Raw genomic sequence first — 20127 nt, 5'->3', positions numbered from 1 at the left:
AAGAACTACCGTTCATTCAAAACTCATTTTTTATCCTGTTACCATTAACCTTTTCGCTCGTAAGATTTGATTTAACAGTCATTCCAAAAAAACTTGTTATGCTGAATAACAAATTGTATTTTTAACAATCCAATATATGGACTTATTTCAATGGCGAATGCTGAGGGCGGCGCTGCAACAGGGACTCAGAGATAATTGGAAATGGCTGACAGCTGATGAAATTGATAAAATTCTTGATCAGGTCAGCAAATTGACCAAAATCATTGATTTACTGGAAGGTCGGGAATAGATACAAAAAACAACATATGGAAACAAAAGATGAGTTCCGAGCCAGAATCCTGACATTAATGGATGAGGCGGACGAGGCGATCAAGATTGGCAGTGAGGTCCTGATCCGAAAAGGCCATGTAATGGATTTAACAGAGTGGGTGACCATCAAAGAATATTGCAGACGTTTTGACGTGAAAAACACGGAAACAGTGAGCAATTGGATTAAGAGGGGTATTATTCCTGCAGACGACACAATGGTCATTGAAGAATTCAATAACATCCGGATGATTAGGGCCAAAATTTACAAAGTGAGCGAAACAAGAAGCGCTTGATTTGTAAATAGTTCAATCTCAAAACAACCGCATCTGCTGCCCTACCATATATTCGTGGCCCAGCAACGGAATAGCATCGATGACATCGTACTGTCCTCGTTCTTCATTGAGTTTATGGATCACGAATGAGTTACATTGGAAGGATTCGATAAAACTTTCAGTGAATAACGCTCTGCATTCCTCGATCTCCAATTTGGTAAGGTCACGACCCACGGTCATGTGCGGGCTTTTCCTGGCGACAATGTCCCATTTATCCGTATAGTTCCGTCGCAAAAATTTACTGAAGTTGGTCCCTATTTCTTTGCATTGTGCCAGAACTCTATCGGCAGAATCATCATCTGGTTTAACATAAAAAACACATTCAGGCCGGTCAGTAAACGCATCAAATCCCGAAAGGCCAACCTTAAATGGCGCCAGTCCTGCCAATACCCTCTTAAACTCTTCCAAAATGAGAGGATAATCTTCGTCATGGGCCAAAAAATAGATCAGCGTAATGTGCCCCAGCGAATTCACGCTTCCATAATTCCGACCAAGTCGCTCCTGCAGACGCTTTTTTAATTTTCGCACTAATCCAGTCACGCGCTGATCAGGGCTGATCACCAGCGTGTATTCTGACATTCGTTTAATTTGTAACATACTGATGATTGACATTACCAGGGATTGCTGTGCGTGGCAAATTTAGGCTTTAACACCCATTTATTCCCAAAACATTCACTCAGCCCGCGAAACCCAACGCGGTGCATCATCAATCTTCTGCCGCAAGAGCAAATTCAATTGCGCTGCGTGGTGCTGAACGTGGCGCATGTTGTAAAGCAATATTTCCAGCACCGCGTAATCCATATCGCCATCTTCTTCGATCCAACGTTCTTCCAGTTTCTCAGGCGTGAGGCTGGCAACGACCTGATAGCACTTTTCGCGGCAAGATTGCAGGTAATCCAATAGCTCAGCTTTACTGTAAATCTCGTCAGGTATAATGTCGTCAATAGCATCCGCAGGAGCATTTTCCCAATCCGTAAACGTGAAAGGCAGTGGAGACGAAAATACGTTTGGAGGAGGAATGGTTAGGTAGTAATCCAGAAATACCAGGGTATGGTAAGTCATGTAAAAGAACCTCTTATCGGTTTCCCAATATTCATCCGGCCAAAGATTGATGGCGTTTTTTAGCATGTCGATGCTGGCGCCGAATTGGGTCCAGAGGTTGTCTTTGATGGTGTTTAGCATGATGTTGGTGATTGAAGTGTAGGAAATAAGTGGAACGTGAGTAGCAATTTCATTCAGTCATTCACTCATTCACTCATTCGCTCATTCATTTTTTTCTCCGGGAGCCCTTCAAAGAAAAACAGCAGATCGCGGAACGACCAGTAGACATTCGTCGCGTCAGCACTGTACCCCAATTCCTTTTGGGCGAGGACGTATCCGCCGTACATTGCCCAAAGATGATCACACCACGCATCGGGCGAGCTTGCACTCAACAATTCTTTGACCTTTTCACCGTAGGCCATACATGTGGAGTCTGAGGACTCGGGGGAGTTTGATTTGTTTGTCATTACGATTACTTTTTTGGATGGCTGGATAAAAAAATGCCCTGCCTAAGGTGTCCAAGCGAAGTAATCATCACTCGAGGCGCTTTCGCGGTCCTCACACCATAACAGGGCAAAACTTTCAAGATTTTTCATACAGACTACTTTTTTGGAGGACGCATATTCGGGAGAAAATTGCTGGGATGCAAATTGGGGGAGGGGGAATTTTTTAACGGTAGGGGCGGCGCGGGATTCGTCTTAATGCTGGCAACATTCGTAGGCAAAGAAATGACTGCGGGGTTTTCACGGGAGTTCTACTTCCGAACATTGCTAACTCTATTGCTCTAAAAGGCGTGATATGGTATCCCATTTTTGAAATCATGATATCATGAAGTTCATCAAATTCTTCTAACGCGCATATTTGGCTGTAAATTCTAGATATGCCAGACAATACTTTGGTTTGTATATACCTCTGCTAAGCTTTTCTTTTTGTAGAACATAATTGCAAACTTTACTACCCCTAATCGCAAACTTTTCAGGATTGACAAAATGTAGGATTTTAGAAGTCCCAACCAGAGAATTATTAAAGCAAGCCTTCAAAGCCGCTAGCTCACTAACTTTCAAATCAGCGCCTGACTTTGCACGATTAAGAATCTCCAAAACTTCTTCAAAATTATCTGATCGAAAGTCAAATATGGTAGGCATCCGTGCGGCCGTCAACGTTATGTGCTTTGCAGCCAACAAGGATTAATCTGGAAAAACGTAAAGTGCCAAACCAGAATTTTCCTCGTAATAATTGGCCTCGTACTTAACAATCCGCCTTCCCTTAATTTCGATGCTGACTTCAGTATGAAAGTATGCTTTGAGTCTGATGACAACTTCATCATCAATTAAATAATCGATAACAACTATTCCTCCTAAATTCATCCACACGTAATACTCATCATCGCCATGCCAGTCAGCAGCAAATGTAGAAGCAGTTCCATCATAAGCAGCTTCAACCACATCATAATTAAGATTTCCTTCAAAATCTTTCGTAAATATTCGACCAAAATATTCAAAATAGAATCCGCAGTGGATTCCACTCACGCCTTCCAACACGCCTGTATTAAGCAAATCCCAATCAATATTTTCCTTTAACCAATGCTCATTAAGGAAATCCATGTGGTCAACGTAAACCTCGTTGAACTGAACTATGGATTTAAAGAACTTGACTTTTAAGCCTAACATGTCGACTTCATTTTTCAAATCAGAATGCAGATCGTCCTGGCTTGAATTTGCAAAATCATACACATTACTGGAAATAAAGATAATTGGACCCCAAGCATGTTTCTTTGCAAAATCAACAATCGAGGACCAAATAATAGCATCTCTAAAGGCGTCATTTTCAAGGTTAAAAGGCTTTCGGTTTTCACTCCAACGTGTGATGATGTCGGGTAAAGCATCGGTTCTTGGGGAAATTTGTATTAATTCAAATTGGCCAAGTCGCCTTTTCAAATACTGTTCATATTCAATCCGCGCGATACCATATTCGGGAACTTCAAGAGATTGTACAGGCTGATTCTTTGTGAGCTTCAAAAGATCGTTAAAAGCATTGCGAAAATTCGAGAAAACTTTCACGACCTCTCTCTCATATAAACGACCTATTTCTATCATCACTATCTCTGGAAGCACAATTGGCGACCAAGTTTTTACGGAGTAATCGATCAACCGTTTAAAGGGTTTTGAATTCTGCCGCCAGTCTTGCCTTATGATATTGGTATCTAGTATGATATGCATAACTGAAATGTTTAAGGTTTGAATAAAATATTTCAAGATGCACTCATATAATCTTGGTCTGTGGATTTTCTACTTGATGGGTATCGGTCGTGCCGCTGGCACTTTTGGGGATTTTCTTTTTTATCTTTTCACCGGGATGAATCCCGGTGCTAGAGAGATCGGTCGTGCCTCTGGCACTTTGCGTTGTAACAAATGCCAGAAGCATGACCGATTTCCTAAGCCAGGGTTTCAACCCGGTGAACAAGACAAGATAGCTGCGTGAATCTAAAAACAAATTGACCGAAAAATAATACAGGATAGCCACTCAGTAAACGCTCGCAAAAAACCGGTACAATTTCCCATTTGAGATGTATGACGAGATATCATATCTATTCAAAATGGCACTAGAAACAATAAACGCATTATTGAAACAAGGTGAAGGCACCAAACTAGAATTTAAGGAAGCCAGGTTCGCACTACCGAAAAACTTGTTCGAGACGATTTGTGGAATGTTGAACAACGAAGGCGGAGATATTTTACTTGGCGTAAGTGATATAGGCACAGTAACTGGCATCTTACCGGAACAAGTAGATAAAATGATCAAAGACCTGATTAATCTTTCAAATGATCCTCAAAAGATTAATCCGCCAAATGTTGTTACTCCGAACAAATACATGATTGGTGAACATTGGATTATTCATATAAAGTTACCTGCAGATTCTCAGGTGCATAGGTTATCAAACGTTGTTTACCTTCGAGTCGGAGACGCCGATTTAAGAATAAGAGAGCCACAAAAAATCGCAGAACTTGTTAGTAGAAAGAATACGCGTTATAGTGAAAACGCTATCCTACATTACTTGAAGTTTGAGGATTTCAAACAAGATCTTTTTGCAAAAGTGAGGAATCTTATTCGCAGCAATTATGCAGATCATCCATGGTTAGCTTTGGACAACATTCAACTTCTGAAATCAGCGGGACTTTGGAAACGAGACTATCAAACAGGTGAAGAAGGATATACACTCGCTGCTGCATTGCTTTTCGGCAAAGACGAAGTAATCACAGATATAGTTCCGCATTACAAGATTGATGCATTAGTCAGAATAGCTAATGCCTTTCGATACGATGACAGGGCATACATTCAAACTAATCTGGTTGAGGCCTATGAGCAGTTGCTGGCTTTTGTTGGTAAACATCTTCCTGATAAGTTTCATCTTCAAGGTAATCAACGAATTAGTTTGAGAACTGCCATTTTTCGAGAGGTGGTAGCGAACATGATTGTACATCGCGAATATACCAGCGCTAATCCGTGTCGGCTTATAATAGGTAGGGATTCCGTAGAGACCGAAAATGCAAACAAACCGAATGGCGATGGTTTGATTGATCTACTGGTGGGACAAACTTTTCCAAAGAATCCAACCATAGTCAGGTTTTTTATTCAGCTTGGCCGAGCAGAGGAACTTGGTTCAGGAGCAAGGAACGTGGCCTTTCATACCAAGTCCTATGCTGGCAGAAGAAAGCCAGAATTTCTCGAGGGCCATATTTTTAAAATGAAAATTCCTATTCCTGTTTTTAATGGTGAGGGAGTAAGTGAGGGAGTAAGTGAGGGAGTAAGTGAGGGAGTAAGTGAGATATCCCAAAGTAGAGTGGATCATGAACAGATATCTCCGGTGTCCATTGAAATTGTAAATCGCCTATTTGATAAAGAAATTGGAGATGGAAATTTCGACCGGTTAAAAAACGCAAATAAACTTGAAATTATGAGAATAGTTGAGCTCGTAAATAAGATGGAAGGGCTTAAATCAGGTGAAATAGCAATCCGGCTTGGGAAGCCGCAGAAAACAATTGAACGCCAGCTTAGCAAAGCACGCAAGCTAAATATTTTGAGGTTTTTAGGTCCCCCTAAGACTGGAGGTTATTACTTCACAGAGTATTTTGAAAACCGCATTACTGATGATGATGATAATTGATTCACCTTGCCACCGGGATGAATCCCGGTGCAAGGAAACCTCTACCTCCCTTCCACCCACTCCCGCGCATTCACAAACGCCTCAATCCAGGGAGAAACCTCATCCTTTCGCCCTTCCGGATAATTCGCCCAATGCCATTGGAACAACGATCTTTCAATGTGAGGCATCATTACTAGATGCCTGCCTGTTTCGTCACAAAGCATCGCAGTATTAAATCCTGAACCATTCGGATTGGCCGGGTAAGTTTCGTAGCCGTACTTGGCGACGATGCTGTAACGGTCTTCGGTATACGGGAACTCAAAACGTCCTTCTCCATGGGAAACCCAAACGCCGAGCGTGCTGCCCGCCAGTGATGAAAGCATTACCGATTTATTGGGTTGGATAGTCAGTGAGGTAAAGATACTTTCGTGTTTTCCGCTCGCGTTGTGCAGCATTTTGGGTTTCACGTCGTGGCCCAGGTTAATCAACCCGAGTTCTACAAATAGCTGGCAACCATTACAAACCCCGACTGACAAGGTATCCTCTCGTTTGAAGAAATTATCAAGTGCAATCCTGGCTTTTTCGTTGTAAAGAAAAGCCCCGGCCCAACCTTTGGCAGAACCAAGAACATCCGAATTTGAAAACCCTCCTACTGCGCCTATAAATTGAATGTCTTCCAATGTTTCACGACCGGAAATCAGGTCGGTCATGTGGACGTCTTTTACATCAAAACCAGCCAGATACATTGCATTGGCCAATTCCCGCTCGGAGTTACTGCCTTTTTCCCGAAGTACCGCTGCTTTTGGACGAAGTTTTGACTCGTCAATTAACGGTTTTCTGCCATCGAATTGAGCAGGGAATTTATAGCGCAATACGTGGAATTTATAGTTGTCGAAACGCTCTTTGGCCAGTTCTGGCTTAGTTTGTTTTTTATCGAGAAGATAGGAGGTTTTGAACCAGACATCTCGAAGATGATCAATATCAAAATCCCATTTTCCAGAGGCATCTTTCACCGTTAAAGTCGACGCAAGATTAACGGTCCCAATTTTATGGTAAATCACTCCGGTCGCCGCAAGAACCGATTCCGCAGATTCATCAGCTTGGAAAACGATTCCGATATTTTCGGCAAAAAGCTTTTTAATGATATCCTGGTCTCCCAGAGCTGAAAGATCAATGGAAGCGCCCAAATCGCGGTCTGCGAAGCACATTTCAAGCAAAGTCGTGATTAAACCGCCGCTGCCGATATCGTGACCAGCCTGGATTTTTCCCGCTTTTATTAATTCTTGAATTGTATTAAAAGTAGTTTTAAACGCAGCCGCATCAATAGTATCGGGCGTTTTATCACCTATCTTATTCAGGATCTGACCAAACGATGAGCCACCCAATTTATAGGTATCTACCGACAAATTGATATAGTAAATTGCCCCGCCGCTTTTCTTCAAAACAGGCTCAACTACGGTAGTAATGTCATCGCAATGTCCAGCCGCGGAAATGATTACCGTTCCTGGTGCAATCACTTCGGTATCCTTGTATTTCTGCTTCATCGAAAGCGAATCCTTTCCAGTCGGGATATTGATCCCTAAGCTGATGGCGAACTCAGAACATGCTTTTACGGCTTTGTATAAACGTGTATCTTCACCTTCATTCCTGCAAGCCCACATCCAGTTTGCAGAGAGCGAAACGCTTGCTAATCCGTCTTTCAACGGTGCCCAAACAATATTGGAAAGTGATTCGGCGATTGCATTGCGGCTTCCAGCAGCCGGATCGATCAATGCTGAAAGTGGTGCGTGGCCAATTGAAGTAGCAATGCCATCTTTTCCCTGGAAATCTAATGCCATTACGCCGACATTATTCAAAGGCAATTGCAAAGGTCCAGCGCATTGCTGCTTAGCGACGTGGCCGCCTACGCAACGATCTACTTTATTCGTAAGCCAGTCTTTGCTCGCAACTGCCTCCAGTTGAAGCATTTGTTCGAGGTATTCATGCAGCTTGTCGATTTCATAAGTAATCGGCTCATAATTTCTTTCAATGGTTTTGTCGGCCATGACCGTTTTCGGCGAGCTGCCAAACATATCTTCCATTTCCAGGTCCATTGGCTTGGCCCCGGTTTTCTTCGATTGGAATATGAATCGGTGATTACCGGTAACCTCTCCCACCTGATACAACGGCGCTCTTTCGCGATCCGCGATTCGTTTCAGCGTTTCCAGATTTTCCTTACTGATCACCAATCCCATCCGTTCTTGGGATTCATTACCAATAATTTCTTTTGCCGAAAGTGTCGGATCACCGACTGGTAAATTATCCAGATCAATATTTCCGCCGGTTTCCTCAACAAGTTCAGAAAGACAGTTTAAATGTCCACCTGCACCGTGATCGTGAATGGAGACAATGGTGTTGTTGCCACTTTCAACCATCCCACGCACTGCATTGGCAACCCGCTTTTGCATTTCTGGATTGGAGCGCTGAATCGCATTTAATTCAATACCCGATCCAAAAGCACCGGTATCAGCAGAGGAAACCGCTGCGCCGCCCATTCCAATCCGGTAGTTCTCACCGCCCATTACGACGATCTGATCGCCGATTTCAGGAGTTGATTTTTCAGCCTGATCTGCCTTTCCATATCCTACACCTCCGGCCTGCATGATGACTTTATCATACCCAAGCTTGCGACCTTGTTCCTCATGTTCGAAAGTAAGTAACGATCCAACAATCAGCGGCTGGCCAAATTTATTACCAAAATCCGTTGCTCCATTGGAGGCCTTGATCAGAATATCCATAGGCGTTTGGTACAACCATTTTCTTTCCTCAACCCCCTTCTCCCAAGGCCGATTGTCCTCCAGACGGGAAAGCGCAGTCATATAAACCGCGGTTCCCGCCAAAGGCAAAGAACCTTGTCCGCCGGCTAATCGATCCCGAATCTCACCGCCGGAGCCAGTAGCAGCACCATTAAATGGCTCGACGGTTGTTGGGAAATTATGTGTCTCGGCTTTTAATGATAGTACCGACTCAAAATCTTTAATCTCATAATACTCAGGGACATCCGGCTGTTTTGGCGCGAATTGCTGGATAACCGGGCCTTTTACAAAAGCCACATTGTCCTTATAAGCCGAAACAATTGAATTCGGATTGGCCTCGGAAGTTTTACGGATCAGCTTGAATAAGGATATTGGCTGCTCTTGGCCATCGATCACAAATGTTCCATTGAAAATCTTATGGCGGCAATGTTCGGAGTTCACTTGTGAGAATCCAAATACTTCCGAATCGGTCAATTTGCGGTTTAATTTTTCCGCTAGTTTGTTCAAATAGTCAACTTCCTCATCACTCAAAGAAAGTCCTTCCTGCTTATTATAAGCAGCAATGTCATCTACCTCCTGAATCGCCTCCGGTTTTATGCTAATGGTATAAATATCCTGGTTCAGTTCGCTGTACTTTTGCGAAAGCATTGGGTCGAAACCGTTGAAATCGGAATCAACCTTTTTAAACTCCTCTATGCGGACGATACCTTGGATGTCCATATTCTGGGTAATTTCCACGGCATTGGTACTCCAAGGCGTAATCATTGCAGCACGGGGACCAACAAAAAACTCCGTGATGGTTTGCTCATCCCGGAGTTCTGCGCCGCCAAAAAGCCAGCTTAATTTTGAGATATCGATGTCTTCCAGCGGTCGCCCTATTTGCAACGCAAAGACAGTGTTTTGGGTGTCTTCAAAAAAGTATATCATGGTATGGTATTATGCCGCAAAGGTAAGGGTTATTTGCTTTTTGTATATCCTTATCGGGGTTTTTCTACGGAATGAATTCCGTAGTTAGGAGATTGGTCGTGCCTCTGGCACTTTGTGATTTGCAAGTGCCAGAGGCACGACCAATGTGATATCTCAGGATTTCAATCCTGAGGACATGTGACCCTAGGCATATCGTCCCTATGGCACTTTGTGATTTGCAAGTGCCAGAGGCACGACCAATATACTAACTCAGGATTTCAATCCTGAGGACGTGTGACCCGAGGCATATCGTCCCTATGACACTTTGTGATCTGCAAGTGCCAGAGGCACGACCAATATACTAACTCAGGATTTCAATCCTGAGAACGTGTGACCCGAGGTATATCGTCCCTATGACACTTTGTGATCTGCAAGTGCCAGAGGCACGACCAATATACTAACTTAGGATTTCAATCCTGAGGACATGTGGCCCGACGCATATCGTCCCTATGACACTTTGTGATCTGCAAGTGCCAGAGGCACGACCATTGTGATATCTCAGGATTTCAATCCTGAGGACATGTGACCCGAGGTATATCGTCCCTCTGGCACTTTGTGATCTGCAAGTGCCAGAGGCACGACCAATATACTAACTCAGGATTTCAATCCTGAGGACGTGTGGCCCGAAGTATATCGTCCCTCTGGCACTTTATGATCTGCAAGTGCCAGAGGCACGACCGATATCCTAACTCAGGATTTCAATCCTGAGAACTACCGCAAATCCTCAAACAAATGTCGGTGCTCAAATTCGATTCCGTGTTGAACCAGCATTTCGATGTACTCAGCCCTGAAAGACTGTTTCTTATGATGAGCTTCCTGATTTTCGATGTACTTAAACACTCTGTGAATGTCCGTTTTATTGTAAGTGAAAGAACCGTAACCAATCTGCCACTCAAAACGCCGTTTCAATAACCCCGACTCATTTATCCACTTCGAAGATTTTGCCTTGGCACTTTTCATGATATCTGAAACACATTGTGATGGTTTCATGCTGAAAAAGCAGTGAACGTGATCCTCAACACCATTTACAATGATGGTACTTGCTCCGGTTTCGTTGATCAAATTCCCAATCACAGCTAAAAGATCAGCCTTCCAGTCAATTTGAATTCTTGCCTCGCGATACTTGACTGCAAAAACCGTCTGGGCGTACATTTGGTGATAGGTATTTGCCATGTCTAGATATCGTTTAATTTTCAGCTGAAACTAAAAATTAAACCCACATTCCAGGCTTTCAATTTTCAAAGTGCTGTTATGCCTTTTTATCCGGTTCAATAAGCCAGCAACCGCCCACAAGCAATCACCGCAATCCAAACTAAAATCGAAATCAGCGCAGAAATTTTAGAAGAAGCTGGAAGCTCCAGTGAATCATTGGAGGTGTTTGGAAACTTATAAATAAACCGGTGAAACACCCAGACATTCATCGCGGCGACACCAATCAATACGATTTTCAGCCAGAAGGTGAAGTCAGTTCCCAGGGCCTGGGCATTGGTGATGAAAAGCAGTAAGCCGGAGGGTACGATCAGGATTAAACCTCTCTGAGACCAGGGCAACAGATGCTTTGCTAGGTCTGTTACCGGCAAAGTTTTGGAATGACCTAAAAGACGGAGATCGAAGAGAAAAGCAGCACCCACCAACATAACTATACCCAGTATATGGATGATTTCCAATACCGGGTATAGATACAATGATTGCCTGATGCCAACCGCCCATGAGGATTTTTCAAGCCAGTCAAGAAATTCCAGCACGGTTAGCGCAATTCAAATTTCTTGCCATCGACAAAAATACGCTCGGCGCGCATCTGATTTTTTTCAGTTTTGTGGGGATAGGCAACCAATTGAACGGAAGTGCCTTTTGTGATCATATCCGCCGTCAATCCACGGTCAGTCATGCGGCTGGTCGGAGCCAGAAATACGGTAATTAATTCCTTTTTGTACTTCACTTTTGCAAGCACATGCGGATTTTCGTAAATGGATTCTTCGATTTTAGTCTTGAAATCTGTTGGCTTAGTCTGATCGTAATCGGCCCAGCCGTGGTGCAGGGCAGTGAAAGAGGCCAGCAGCAAAACTGCAAAAATAAGCGTAAGGTTTTTTAATCGGGTCATCATATGTTGAGTTTTAGTGTAGTTTAAAAGTAACCAATTGATCCGACTTTTGAAACTAATACGAACCAAAATCCCCTATTCCGCAGACGGAAAATGTTTTCCCTATATTTGCCCGCTAATCATCCACTTCCATTTTGAAACACATCATCATTTCAATTTTGTTTCTTTTTTTGACCAGCTACTCCTTCGCACAGGAAGGCCTGCTGCCATTGGATCAGGAAAAAAACATTTTTTACTCAGATTCAGGAAAGCCCAGTTTAGCCAAAGCCGAACTTTATAAGAAGGTCCAGGATTGGGTATCCAAAACGTTCGGTAACTATGAAAATGCGGTCGCGTTTGAAGATCCGAATTCAGGAAAACTGCGCATCACCAGTTACGTCCCAGTGATTCATGCTTTGTACGGATACGTCCGGTTTGATCTGACCATTGAATGCCAGGACAACCAATATTTTGCCAAAATCACCAATCTCGACGGCATTTCTACCGTGCATAGCCCCGAACGACTGACAGCAAAAGAGAATGACGATATTACCGCAAAAGAGATTATCGTGAATGCAGAAACGAATAAGAAAAAACAGACTGAAATGGAAGATCAACTCAAAATTTTAAAGGCCGACAACAATGGGATTAATACCGCCATGTACAATCTGCTCGCCAGCTTGAAACAATTCACTATTTAAGCCCTTCCCACTTTTCAATCAGCATATTGGCGATGATTTCATAGCCTTTATCGGAAGGGTGCAGACCGTCATAGGTCATGTTGCTCGCTTCAACGGGGTATGGATATTCGTCTTTCTCTGGATCGAAAGGGATGTTAGTGTATTCCGGGTAGGTGTAATTTTTGTATTCGCCTGTGCCTGGATCTTTCAGCCTCTTGAAATTCACGATATTGTCCATCGTCATTCCAGAGTCATGATATAGATCGACCACTGGAAATTTCTCTAAATCGCCAATTTCCTCGACGGCATCGGCAAATTGTTCGAGTGTTTGCTCTTTTTTGGGCTTGTAGGATCCGTACGCATTGTTTTTAATATTATTAATATATACGAAATCCCCTCGCTGCATCGGTGTGATCAGGATGATCTTGGCCTCTTCATTCAACATCTTCAACTTATTGATAATCACCCGAAATGAACCGTATACCGTTCGTGTACCTGTTTGATCTTCATAATCCGAAATCGAGCCCAAGGTCTTTCCCTGCCACCAATCGTTCGTTCCCAGAAATACGGTATAAACATCCGCGCTAACCAAGTTGATCGACTCTATTTTCTCCGCAATGTTGAGCGATGTCCAGCCATTATGCCCTTGATTGACATACTCAACATTAGGAAATTTCTCCGAAATCAGCGTAAGAAAACCTTTTGTGACCCGATTTCCGGTTTCGTCTTTGTGATCATTGAGGTATGTAATCGAATCGCCGATTGCAACCCAGCTTATCTTGCGCGGCCTGGCTCCAAAGCATATAAGGGTTAAAAGAACCAGTAGTATTGATTTTTTCATAACAAGTAAATCGTAAATCCCTGAACGGGCCGTCCAGTGTTGCACGCAGTTCAGACCTTAAAGCTTGCCGGTTAAAACCACCTGCTGGCGATTGATTGGGTTATACATAACCGAAACTGTGGAACCACAGTGCAGTTCAATAACATCATTGTCCTGTGTATTAGCAACGATCTCTACAACAAAATTTCTTCCCGACTTAGGTTCTACCTGCAATAGCAGCTTAATCTGGTCTTGCAGGCCAGGCACATGTTCTGTGCTCAATACTTTTGCCCTCGCCTCAGACCCATGTTTAAGGATCCGTTGGGCGACGGTCTGAGGTGCCGATTTCAAAGCTTTTATGATTTTAAAAGCAATAATGAGAAGTAGTAAAACTACGCCCGCCTGCACCAGATACGAGATTTGAATGATGATAAGTTCCATTTGATTACAAAGGAACAGCCTCCCAAACGGCAACCTAGCCTTAACAATTGAGCGGTAACATTTATTTAGGCAATGGTAAAAGTCATCGGATTTTCAACATTTCAATGACGTCCTCTTTTTTCCTCCGGGAAATTTCGATCTGCGAACCATCGGTCAAGATCAGGCAATCGCGGTCCGGGGCTAGTTTTACAATGTGTAAAGGATTGACCAGGTGAGATTTATGCGTACGGATGAAACCAAACTCTTCCAGCATTTCCTCATAATGTTTGAGGGTCTTGCTGGTAACGATCGGCTTCTTGTCTTTGCAATGAATAAAAGTATAATTGCCGTCGCCCTGCATCCGGATGATCTGGTCGATGGTCAGGAAAAATACGCCGTCCTTGGATGGTATCGCCAGCCGAAAGTCTTTCGGATGCCCTTTGGTCATATTATCCGCCAGGTTATTGAATAAGACCTTATTCTGCTGTCCCGGCGCCATCTTGGCACGGAATCGCTCCACCGAAGCTTTAAGTTCGTCAGGGTCTACCGGCTTCAACAGATAATCAAGCGCGCTGAAACGGATGGCCTGGATCGCATATTGGTTATATGCGGTTGTGAATATCACTTCAAATCCAGGCTCTTTGAAGGATCTTAGAAAATCGAACCCATTCTTCTTTGGCATTTCCACATCCAGAAAAACAAGGGATGGGCGATAGGTTTTTAGGATTTCGAGCGCCGCATCCACCGATTCGGCCTGACGGACTTCGGTGATATCCTCAATAAAATCTTCAATGTAATAGTTGAGAATGTTTCTGGCCTTTGGTTCGTCGTCAATAATAAGTGCTTTGATCATTGAGTAAATGTTAAGGGGTTTTCAAATAGGTGGATAATTCTACTTCAACCAAAGTGCCGGTGGCGTGTCCCTCCGGATCATATTTATCGATGATCCGCACGCTGGCGTGGTTACCTTGCAGGCTCAGAATATCGATGCGGTCTTTGGAAATGGCCAAACCCATCGACTTATGATTTTTGGGCTTGCTGTTCTGACTTTTGAATTCAAAAGACTTTTTCCTGCCCACCCCATTGTCGTCAATCCTGCACAAAAACGTATCCTCATCGATCATGACAAACTCAATCAGCATCTGGCGGTCGCCATCCTTGGACATCAAGCCATGCCAAAGTGCATTTTCTACATAGGGCTGCAGTAGCATGGAAGGCAGCAAGATCTGGTTTTCGTCGAGCCGCGGATCCAATACGATCTGATAACTGAAACTTTGCTCAAAACGCATCAATTCCAATTCCAGGTACAGTTCCAAAACCAGTCGTTCCTCTTCCAGACTGACCAGTTTTTTTCCTGAATTATTCAATACCAACCGGAATAACTTGGAAAATTTATTCAAGTACTTGCTGGCTTCTGCATATTTACGAGTGACAATGCATTCCTGAATACTATTAAGGCAATTGAAAACAAAATGAGGGTTCATCTGCGCCCGGAGCGCCATCAACTGGCTCTCAGCCAACATCTTCTGAATTTCCAACACCATCAGTTCCTGCTTGTGCGCCTGCGACTTAGCAAGGGCTTCCGCAATTTTATTAGCGCTGATCGCCGCAACGGTAGTTAGTGTCTTAAGATGTTTTTCATGGAAAAAATTGCGGTTGGTATGCTCCGAGTCGATCACGCCAATCACCTTGCCCTCATGTAATATCGGAACCGCAATTTCAGAAAGCCGCGCCAGGTCGTCAACCACATACCGATCATCCTTTCGCGTATCCGAAATGATAAGTGGCTTGCCCGAAAGCGCCACGGCACCAACAATCCCTTTGCCAACTGGAATTTCAATAGGGTTTACAATTTCAAATCCCTTTGGATTTTTGGGGCCATAAGCTGCCTGCTGCACTAAAATATTCTTTTGTTCATTGAGCAGATATACCACGCAATCTTCAAACCGCATTTGGGAAATGCAGTTACGGGCAATGTCCCAGCAGATTTCGGTCACTGAGTTATCGCCGTACACGGAGTTTGCAAAATAGTCGATGGTGTTGTCAAAACGTATTTTTTGTTTTCGCCTGAGATAAGCCCGGTAGGCAAAAAATAAACTGCCAAAAAACATCAAACAACAAAACGCTATAAACCACCAGGTTTGCCACCAGTAAGGCCTTACAAATACTTTCAACGTCCTCGCAGAATTCATCCAGGCACCAAATTGATTGGTACTGCGCACCTTAAAAGTATAGTCACCCGGCAAGAGGTTGGTGTAAGAAGCGGTAATCGACCGCGCAGCATTGACCCACCCTTTATCAATGCCTTCCAGCTGGTAACTATATTGGAGCGAAGGGATATCGCGATGGTTTAAAGACGCATATTGAAAGGTGATAAAGTCCTCATCGGGTTCAAGTTCAAGTAGATTGTTCCTCTGCAAACTCACTTTCTCCGTCCCCAAAACCTGAACTGAAGTGATGAAAGGCGGCTTTTTTACCGGTATCCCTGCAAAACGCAAAGGATCAATAACTACAATGTGGTCCAGCATCACTGCGTAAACTTTCCCTTGGGCAATGGTTACAAAATTGAAATAATCCTGAAGTGTTTTTCCAAGATCGATGTCGACTTTGGTGACGGCCCTGGTATTTGGATTAAAAAACATCAACCCTTCGCGGGTGGCGCCCCAAACCGCTCCCTTCGCATCAATGTCAATGCTCGTAATGTAATCGTAGAAAAGTCCGTTAGCAGAGTTAATGCTATCCAACACCTCCCCTTCCGTGTTCATCTTAAGGATACCTCGCCCACCTACTGAGGCCCATATGGCGCCCTGGTCGTCCTCGGCTATTTGAAGGATGTCAAGATCTTGAACGCCATGAGATGCGGAAAAGACAAATTTTTGGGTGTCGTGATTGAACCTAAGCAATCCTTTCCACGGCATGGAGAACAGGATGTCGTGGTTGCTTTTTTTGAGCTTTACAAAACTATCACAGTTGCCGAAGACAAAGCGTCCAAACTTTTCATCCTTTCCATCAAAACGGTCCGTTTTTTTGAGCACGGGATCATGTCGGTAGATCGCATCACCTTCGATCTGGAACCAGATCTTCCCAAAGTCATCCACGAAAATAAAATTGGCATACTTCGTCGGCGTACTCTTTTTTATGTTTTTGAAGCTTTTAAGTTGGGAAGCCCCTTTTTCGAGATAGTAAATGCCATCATTTCCAGCAAACCACCAGGTGTCGCCTGCTTTAACAGTCATGACAAACCTGTTTTTGATTAACTCTTTGTCCGAAACTGCATAACGTCTGTATGTTCCGTCATTTGTATTATAAGCAACAATCCCGTCCTCTTTGCAGGCCATGATCATACTGCCATCTACGCTGATGTAATTGGCGTGTGCAAACCCCGTTTCCAGGAAAAACTTAAAATTGGGTAATTGATAAATGGAGGTTAATGGATAGTTGGCCTGGCTTTTGCTTACTCCGTTGATTGTCCCCAGCCAAATATTTCCCTCAGCGTCTTCAATTGCATCCCGGAAATGACCATATCCAATGGTATACTCCTGATTCTGACTATAATTGAGCATTTTGATGGGTTTCCCCGGCTCCTTCATAAAAGCCGCGAAAAGCCAGGTCGATATCCACAGCCTTCCTTGGTGATCTACAAAAAGATGGTTGCATCCTTCGCTTATCTTCCTGCCATCGAGGTTTAAATATTTTTGGACGCGATTTGTTTTGATATCCCAGAAATTCAGGGACGGATCGTCATCGCAGCCGTACCATACATTGCTTTTGCCGTCAATGGCGAGTGCATGAACATTATTGACCTCCAATATCGGAGACTTCAGTACATTATTAGCTTTCGAATAAACCTTTTTCGCCTGATAATCTATAAATACAGGAGTCCGGCCAGCGACCCAGAAGCCGTGCCGGGCGGTATCAAGTACCAGCGCAGAAAGGAAGAAATCATTGCTTCCAAACATGGAAGCTTCTGGCATCAGCTGGGCAATTGGCCATAATTTACCGGACTCAAAGATAAAGATCCGTGAAGTCGTCCCAATCCATAGCCGGCCCAATGGGTCCGACTCTATGGTTACCACCGTCAAGTTATTTAATGCGTCAAACCGCGCGTCCTTTGAAAAAGTGGCTGTCTTTTTATCAAAAATGGTAACGCCCTGTCTAAGTCCAAGCAGTAACTTGTCTTGACCGTCGATAGGATGTAAAGCGTTGATAAACAGATTTTTCTCGTGTCGACCACTTTTGTACCGCTTTACTACCGCGCCGTCAAAACGGTTCAACCCATTGGAAGTCCCAATCCAAAGAAACCCGGTAGCGTCTTTGTAGAGGCACCTTACCTGCTTGGCACTTAGACCATCCTGCCATTTAATGTTTTGGAAGATTGATTGGGCAGACAAGAAGCCCGGCAACCATAGAAGTATTAAAAACCCAACCAAACTGACAGATCTGGATTTCAACTTTTCCAATATTGGCATTCTGCCATTTGAAAGGAAGGCCTTCATGCGTTGAGTTTGCATTATTTGACCGAAGTAGTCCAAAATAAGGTTAAATAATCAAAATAAAGTTACTGAACGGCAGGGCCTAAAAATTAACCGGCGAAATGTCCCGGCCAAGCAACACAGAGATAAAGTCGGGCCTGATCCGAAATTTACCGTTCGATAGTTAGAAGCTGCCACTACCTCATTAAATCATTCCGATGGATAGATGAAGGCGCATATTTGCACAAGCGTTATGAAATACATTAGCCATGAAAAAAGTCACTGCCAATCCATTCTAACGGATCGTTAGAATGGATTTTTTTCGCGAATTTTTAACAAAACCAAGTTTCACCCTTAACTCAACTAGCTCATGTTCTGGTTTACCGCAGCACTAAGTGTCAACATTATCGCAATCCTGCTGATCATCGCCAATTCGTTGTACGATGCCCTCACATTGCAACATGGTACCAGCCATAACGACATCATCAACCTCATCGGCGCAGTCCTGGTAGTGGTAGTGGTCATTGCTTTCAGCTTGAAAAGCGCTGGAAAAATAGGCGCAGCCAACATTCTACTGTGGATTCCAGCCGCTCCTCTGGTAGTCTGCCTGGCTTTTACACTGGTTTATATTGGTGTTATAATTGCTACGAAGCCGGATTGGAAGTAGGGATTTTTGTAAGAGTAATGTTGCTTTTTAATGATCATACCGTCATACCACGCTAAATTACAGCGATTTCCTGATTGGTTTCCGTCACTTCAAATTGTTCAATCTGGTTAGTCAATTTTGTAATGTCCAAAACATACATGATGATCCAGGCAAATGCTAAAAAAACCACGAACAGAAAAAAAGTCACGTCCCAACTGAAATTTTCTTTCATCGGTCCGATTAATGTCGCACCGACCATGGAACCCAGCGAACCCAGCGTCATATAAAAAGTAAATTGGCTTGCGGAAACTTTCTTGGAGCAGCATTGCATCGCGATGGCATAAACACCGATTTTAGCAAATGCATTGAGCCACCGGTAAATGATAATAAAACCGTAAAGAAATGTGCTATTTTCCCAGTAGGACTTCGACAAAATGAGTGCACTTGTTATCAACATGATCAGAAAAAAGTAAATGCCTATCATCCGTTTTTTTCCAAACCGCTCAATCAAATAGCCTCCCATCAATAGACCTGCAATACCGCCAATCAAATCAGCAGTAGCAAATGCCTGGGAATAAAGGGTGTTAGTCCAGCCGGTGATTTTAACGGCAAAAATGGGCAGCAATGTTTCAAAATAATTATAAGAGCCCATTGAAACGAACATGAGCAGGGCAACCAGCAGAGAATCCCTTAACCGAAAGACGCTGTACAGGGATTTCAAAATCGTTGCCCATTTTGTGCCCTGATATATTCGATTTTGTAAAGAAGCAGTTCCGGGTCCCCAAGGAAGAATTTTTTCTTCAGGTTGTTCACGTAATATGATCGGCACCAATGTCATCAGGCCAACCATTGCAGAAATCACCAGAATGGCGGCTGTAAAACCATGTACATTCAAAATCCAGCTGCCAGCGGCCAATGCAAGCGAGCTGCCGATCATTCTTGCCCCGCCCATGAATCCGTTAGCGCGGGCCTGCTGGTGGTCGGCGAGTACATCTACGGCCATTCCATCGGTGGCAGCATCCTGCAAGGCGCCGCAGAACGAGGCGAGAAATGCTGCACCCATCAATAAATCTAAATTGTTGAGCGGATCTGGTACGAATGCCAATGCAATGAAACTGGCTGTTAATCCCAATTGGGCACCGATCACCCAGGGACGTTTTCGGCCCATGGGCAAATAGGCGTAGCGGTCCATTAGCGGAGCAGCGACAAATTTGAATGTCCACGGAAGTGAACAAGCTACCGCAAATCCGCCGATCTCAGTTGGGGTTTTGCCCTGCATGGCCAGCCAGGCTGGAATACCCACGAAGAGCATGCCCATATGCAGTCCCTCAGCAAAATACAACGCGATGAAGTTGGCATATCGCAATGTTGTATTCTCAGACAATGCAGGTATCTTTTTGCTCCACATATATGATCAACTGG

Annotated in this window: 18 protein-coding genes; 5 read left to right on the top strand and 13 right to left on the bottom strand. The window is 43.8% G+C overall.

Annotation, left to right across the window (positions count from 1 at the left end; all coding sequences use genetic code 11):
• Positions 1-136 precede the first annotated feature (136 nt).
• Together FHS68_RS20495 and FHS68_RS20490 are read left to right on the top strand one after the other, a co-directional pair.
• The gene (locus tag FHS68_RS20495) at positions 137-289 is read left to right on the top strand and encodes a hypothetical protein (protein ID WP_167274207.1); all 153 of its coding nucleotides are present in this window, start codon (positions 137-139) and stop codon (positions 287-289) included.
• Between the two features lie 16 nt (positions 290-305).
• On the top strand, positions 306-602 hold the full coding sequence (locus FHS68_RS20490; protein WP_167274204.1) for a hypothetical protein: 297 nt from the start codon (positions 306-308) through the stop codon (positions 600-602).
• An 18-nt stretch (positions 603-620) separates the two neighbouring features.
• On the opposite strand, the gene FHS68_RS20485 is transcribed toward FHS68_RS20490, so the two are convergent.
• From FHS68_RS20485 to FHS68_RS20470, 4 genes are all read right to left on the bottom strand, one after another.
• Complete coding sequence (locus tag FHS68_RS20485; protein WP_167274202.1) at positions 621-1220, bottom strand: 2'-5' RNA ligase family protein; 600 nt, start codon at positions 1218-1220, stop codon at positions 621-623.
• Positions 1221-1313: 93 nt separating this feature from the next.
• Complete coding sequence (locus FHS68_RS20480; RefSeq protein ID WP_167274199.1) at positions 1314-1823, bottom strand: DinB family protein; 510 nt, start codon at positions 1821-1823, stop codon at positions 1314-1316.
• Positions 1824-1888: 65 nt separating this feature from the next.
• Entirely contained in the window at positions 1889-2104 is a 216-nt protein-coding gene (locus FHS68_RS20475) for a hypothetical protein (RefSeq protein WP_167274196.1), read from the bottom strand.
• Positions 2105-2869: 765 nt separating this feature from the next.
• On the bottom strand, positions 2870-3901 hold the full coding sequence (locus FHS68_RS20470; protein ID WP_167274194.1) for a PIN domain-containing protein: 1032 nt from the start codon (positions 3899-3901) through the stop codon (positions 2870-2872).
• 377 nt (positions 3902-4278) lie between these two features.
• Here FHS68_RS20470 and FHS68_RS20465 point away from each other — a divergent pair, with 377 nt between their 5' ends.
• Positions 4279-5847: a DUF8451 domain-containing protein gene (locus FHS68_RS20465; protein ID WP_167274191.1), complete on the top strand. Its 1569-nt coding sequence runs from the start codon at positions 4279-4281 to the stop codon at positions 5845-5847.
• Between the two features lie 41 nt (positions 5848-5888).
• Here the strand turns inward: FHS68_RS20465 and purL are convergent, their stop codons facing one another.
• The 4 genes from purL to FHS68_RS20445 form a co-directional block, all read right to left on the bottom strand.
• A complete protein-coding gene (gene purL, locus FHS68_RS20460; RefSeq protein ID WP_167274189.1) occupies positions 5889-9548 on the bottom strand; it encodes a phosphoribosylformylglycinamidine synthase in 3660 nt (1219 codons plus the stop codon).
• Between the two features lie 750 nt (positions 9549-10298).
• Positions 10299-10760: an IS200/IS605 family transposase gene (tnpA, locus tag FHS68_RS20455; RefSeq protein WP_167274186.1), complete on the bottom strand. Its 462-nt coding sequence runs from the start codon at positions 10758-10760 to the stop codon at positions 10299-10301.
• A gap of 95 nt (positions 10761-10855) precedes the next feature.
• Positions 10856-11332, bottom strand: a complete 477-nt coding sequence (locus tag FHS68_RS20450; RefSeq protein ID WP_167274184.1) for a DUF6644 family protein — start codon at positions 11330-11332, stop codon at positions 10856-10858.
• 2 nt (positions 11333-11334) lie between these two features.
• On the bottom strand, positions 11335-11691 hold the full coding sequence (locus FHS68_RS20445; RefSeq protein ID WP_229211990.1) for a DUF6152 family protein: 357 nt from the start codon (positions 11689-11691) through the stop codon (positions 11335-11337).
• A gap of 131 nt (positions 11692-11822) precedes the next feature.
• On the opposite strand from FHS68_RS20445, the gene FHS68_RS20440 reads away from it, so the two are divergent.
• The gene (locus tag FHS68_RS20440) at positions 11823-12368 is read left to right on the top strand and encodes a DUF4468 domain-containing protein (protein ID WP_208408375.1); all 546 of its coding nucleotides are present in this window, start codon (positions 11823-11825) and stop codon (positions 12366-12368) included.
• Here the strand turns inward: FHS68_RS20440 and FHS68_RS20435 are convergent.
• From FHS68_RS20435 to FHS68_RS20420, 4 genes are all read right to left on the bottom strand, one after another.
• Complete coding sequence (locus FHS68_RS20435) at positions 12361-13188, bottom strand: SGNH/GDSL hydrolase family protein (protein ID WP_167274181.1); 828 nt, start codon at positions 13186-13188, stop codon at positions 12361-12363. The genes FHS68_RS20440 and FHS68_RS20435 overlap by 8 nt on opposite strands.
• A 57-nt stretch (positions 13189-13245) precedes the next feature.
• On the bottom strand, positions 13246-13608 hold the full coding sequence (locus FHS68_RS20430; protein ID WP_167274179.1) for a hypothetical protein: 363 nt from the start codon (positions 13606-13608) through the stop codon (positions 13246-13248).
• Between the two features lie 82 nt (positions 13609-13690).
• On the bottom strand, positions 13691-14440 hold the full coding sequence (locus FHS68_RS20425; RefSeq protein WP_167274177.1) for a LytR/AlgR family response regulator transcription factor: 750 nt from the start codon (positions 14438-14440) through the stop codon (positions 13691-13693).
• A 10-nt stretch (positions 14441-14450) separates the two neighbouring features.
• Complete coding sequence (locus tag FHS68_RS20420; RefSeq protein ID WP_229211989.1) at positions 14451-18083, bottom strand: histidine kinase; 3633 nt, start codon at positions 18081-18083, stop codon at positions 14451-14453.
• A gap of 346 nt (positions 18084-18429) precedes the next feature.
• Between FHS68_RS20420 and FHS68_RS20415 the strand changes: the two genes are divergently transcribed.
• Positions 18430-18726 (top strand): hypothetical protein, encoded by a 297-nt coding sequence (locus FHS68_RS20415; RefSeq protein WP_167274175.1) that lies wholly within the window; start codon positions 18430-18432, stop codon positions 18724-18726.
• 52 nt (positions 18727-18778) lie between these two features.
• On the opposite strand, the gene FHS68_RS20410 is transcribed toward FHS68_RS20415, so the two are convergent.
• Entirely contained in the window at positions 18779-20113 is a 1335-nt protein-coding gene (locus FHS68_RS20410) for an MFS transporter (RefSeq protein WP_167274172.1), read from the bottom strand.
• Positions 20114-20127: the final 14 nt, after the last annotated feature.

Origin of the sequence: Dyadobacter arcticus, from assembly GCF_011762185.1 — a bacterium.
Taxonomy (GTDB): domain Bacteria; phylum Bacteroidota; class Bacteroidia; order Cytophagales; family Spirosomataceae; genus Dyadobacter; species Dyadobacter arcticus.
This window is presented reverse-complemented; position numbering and strand designations above follow the sequence as displayed.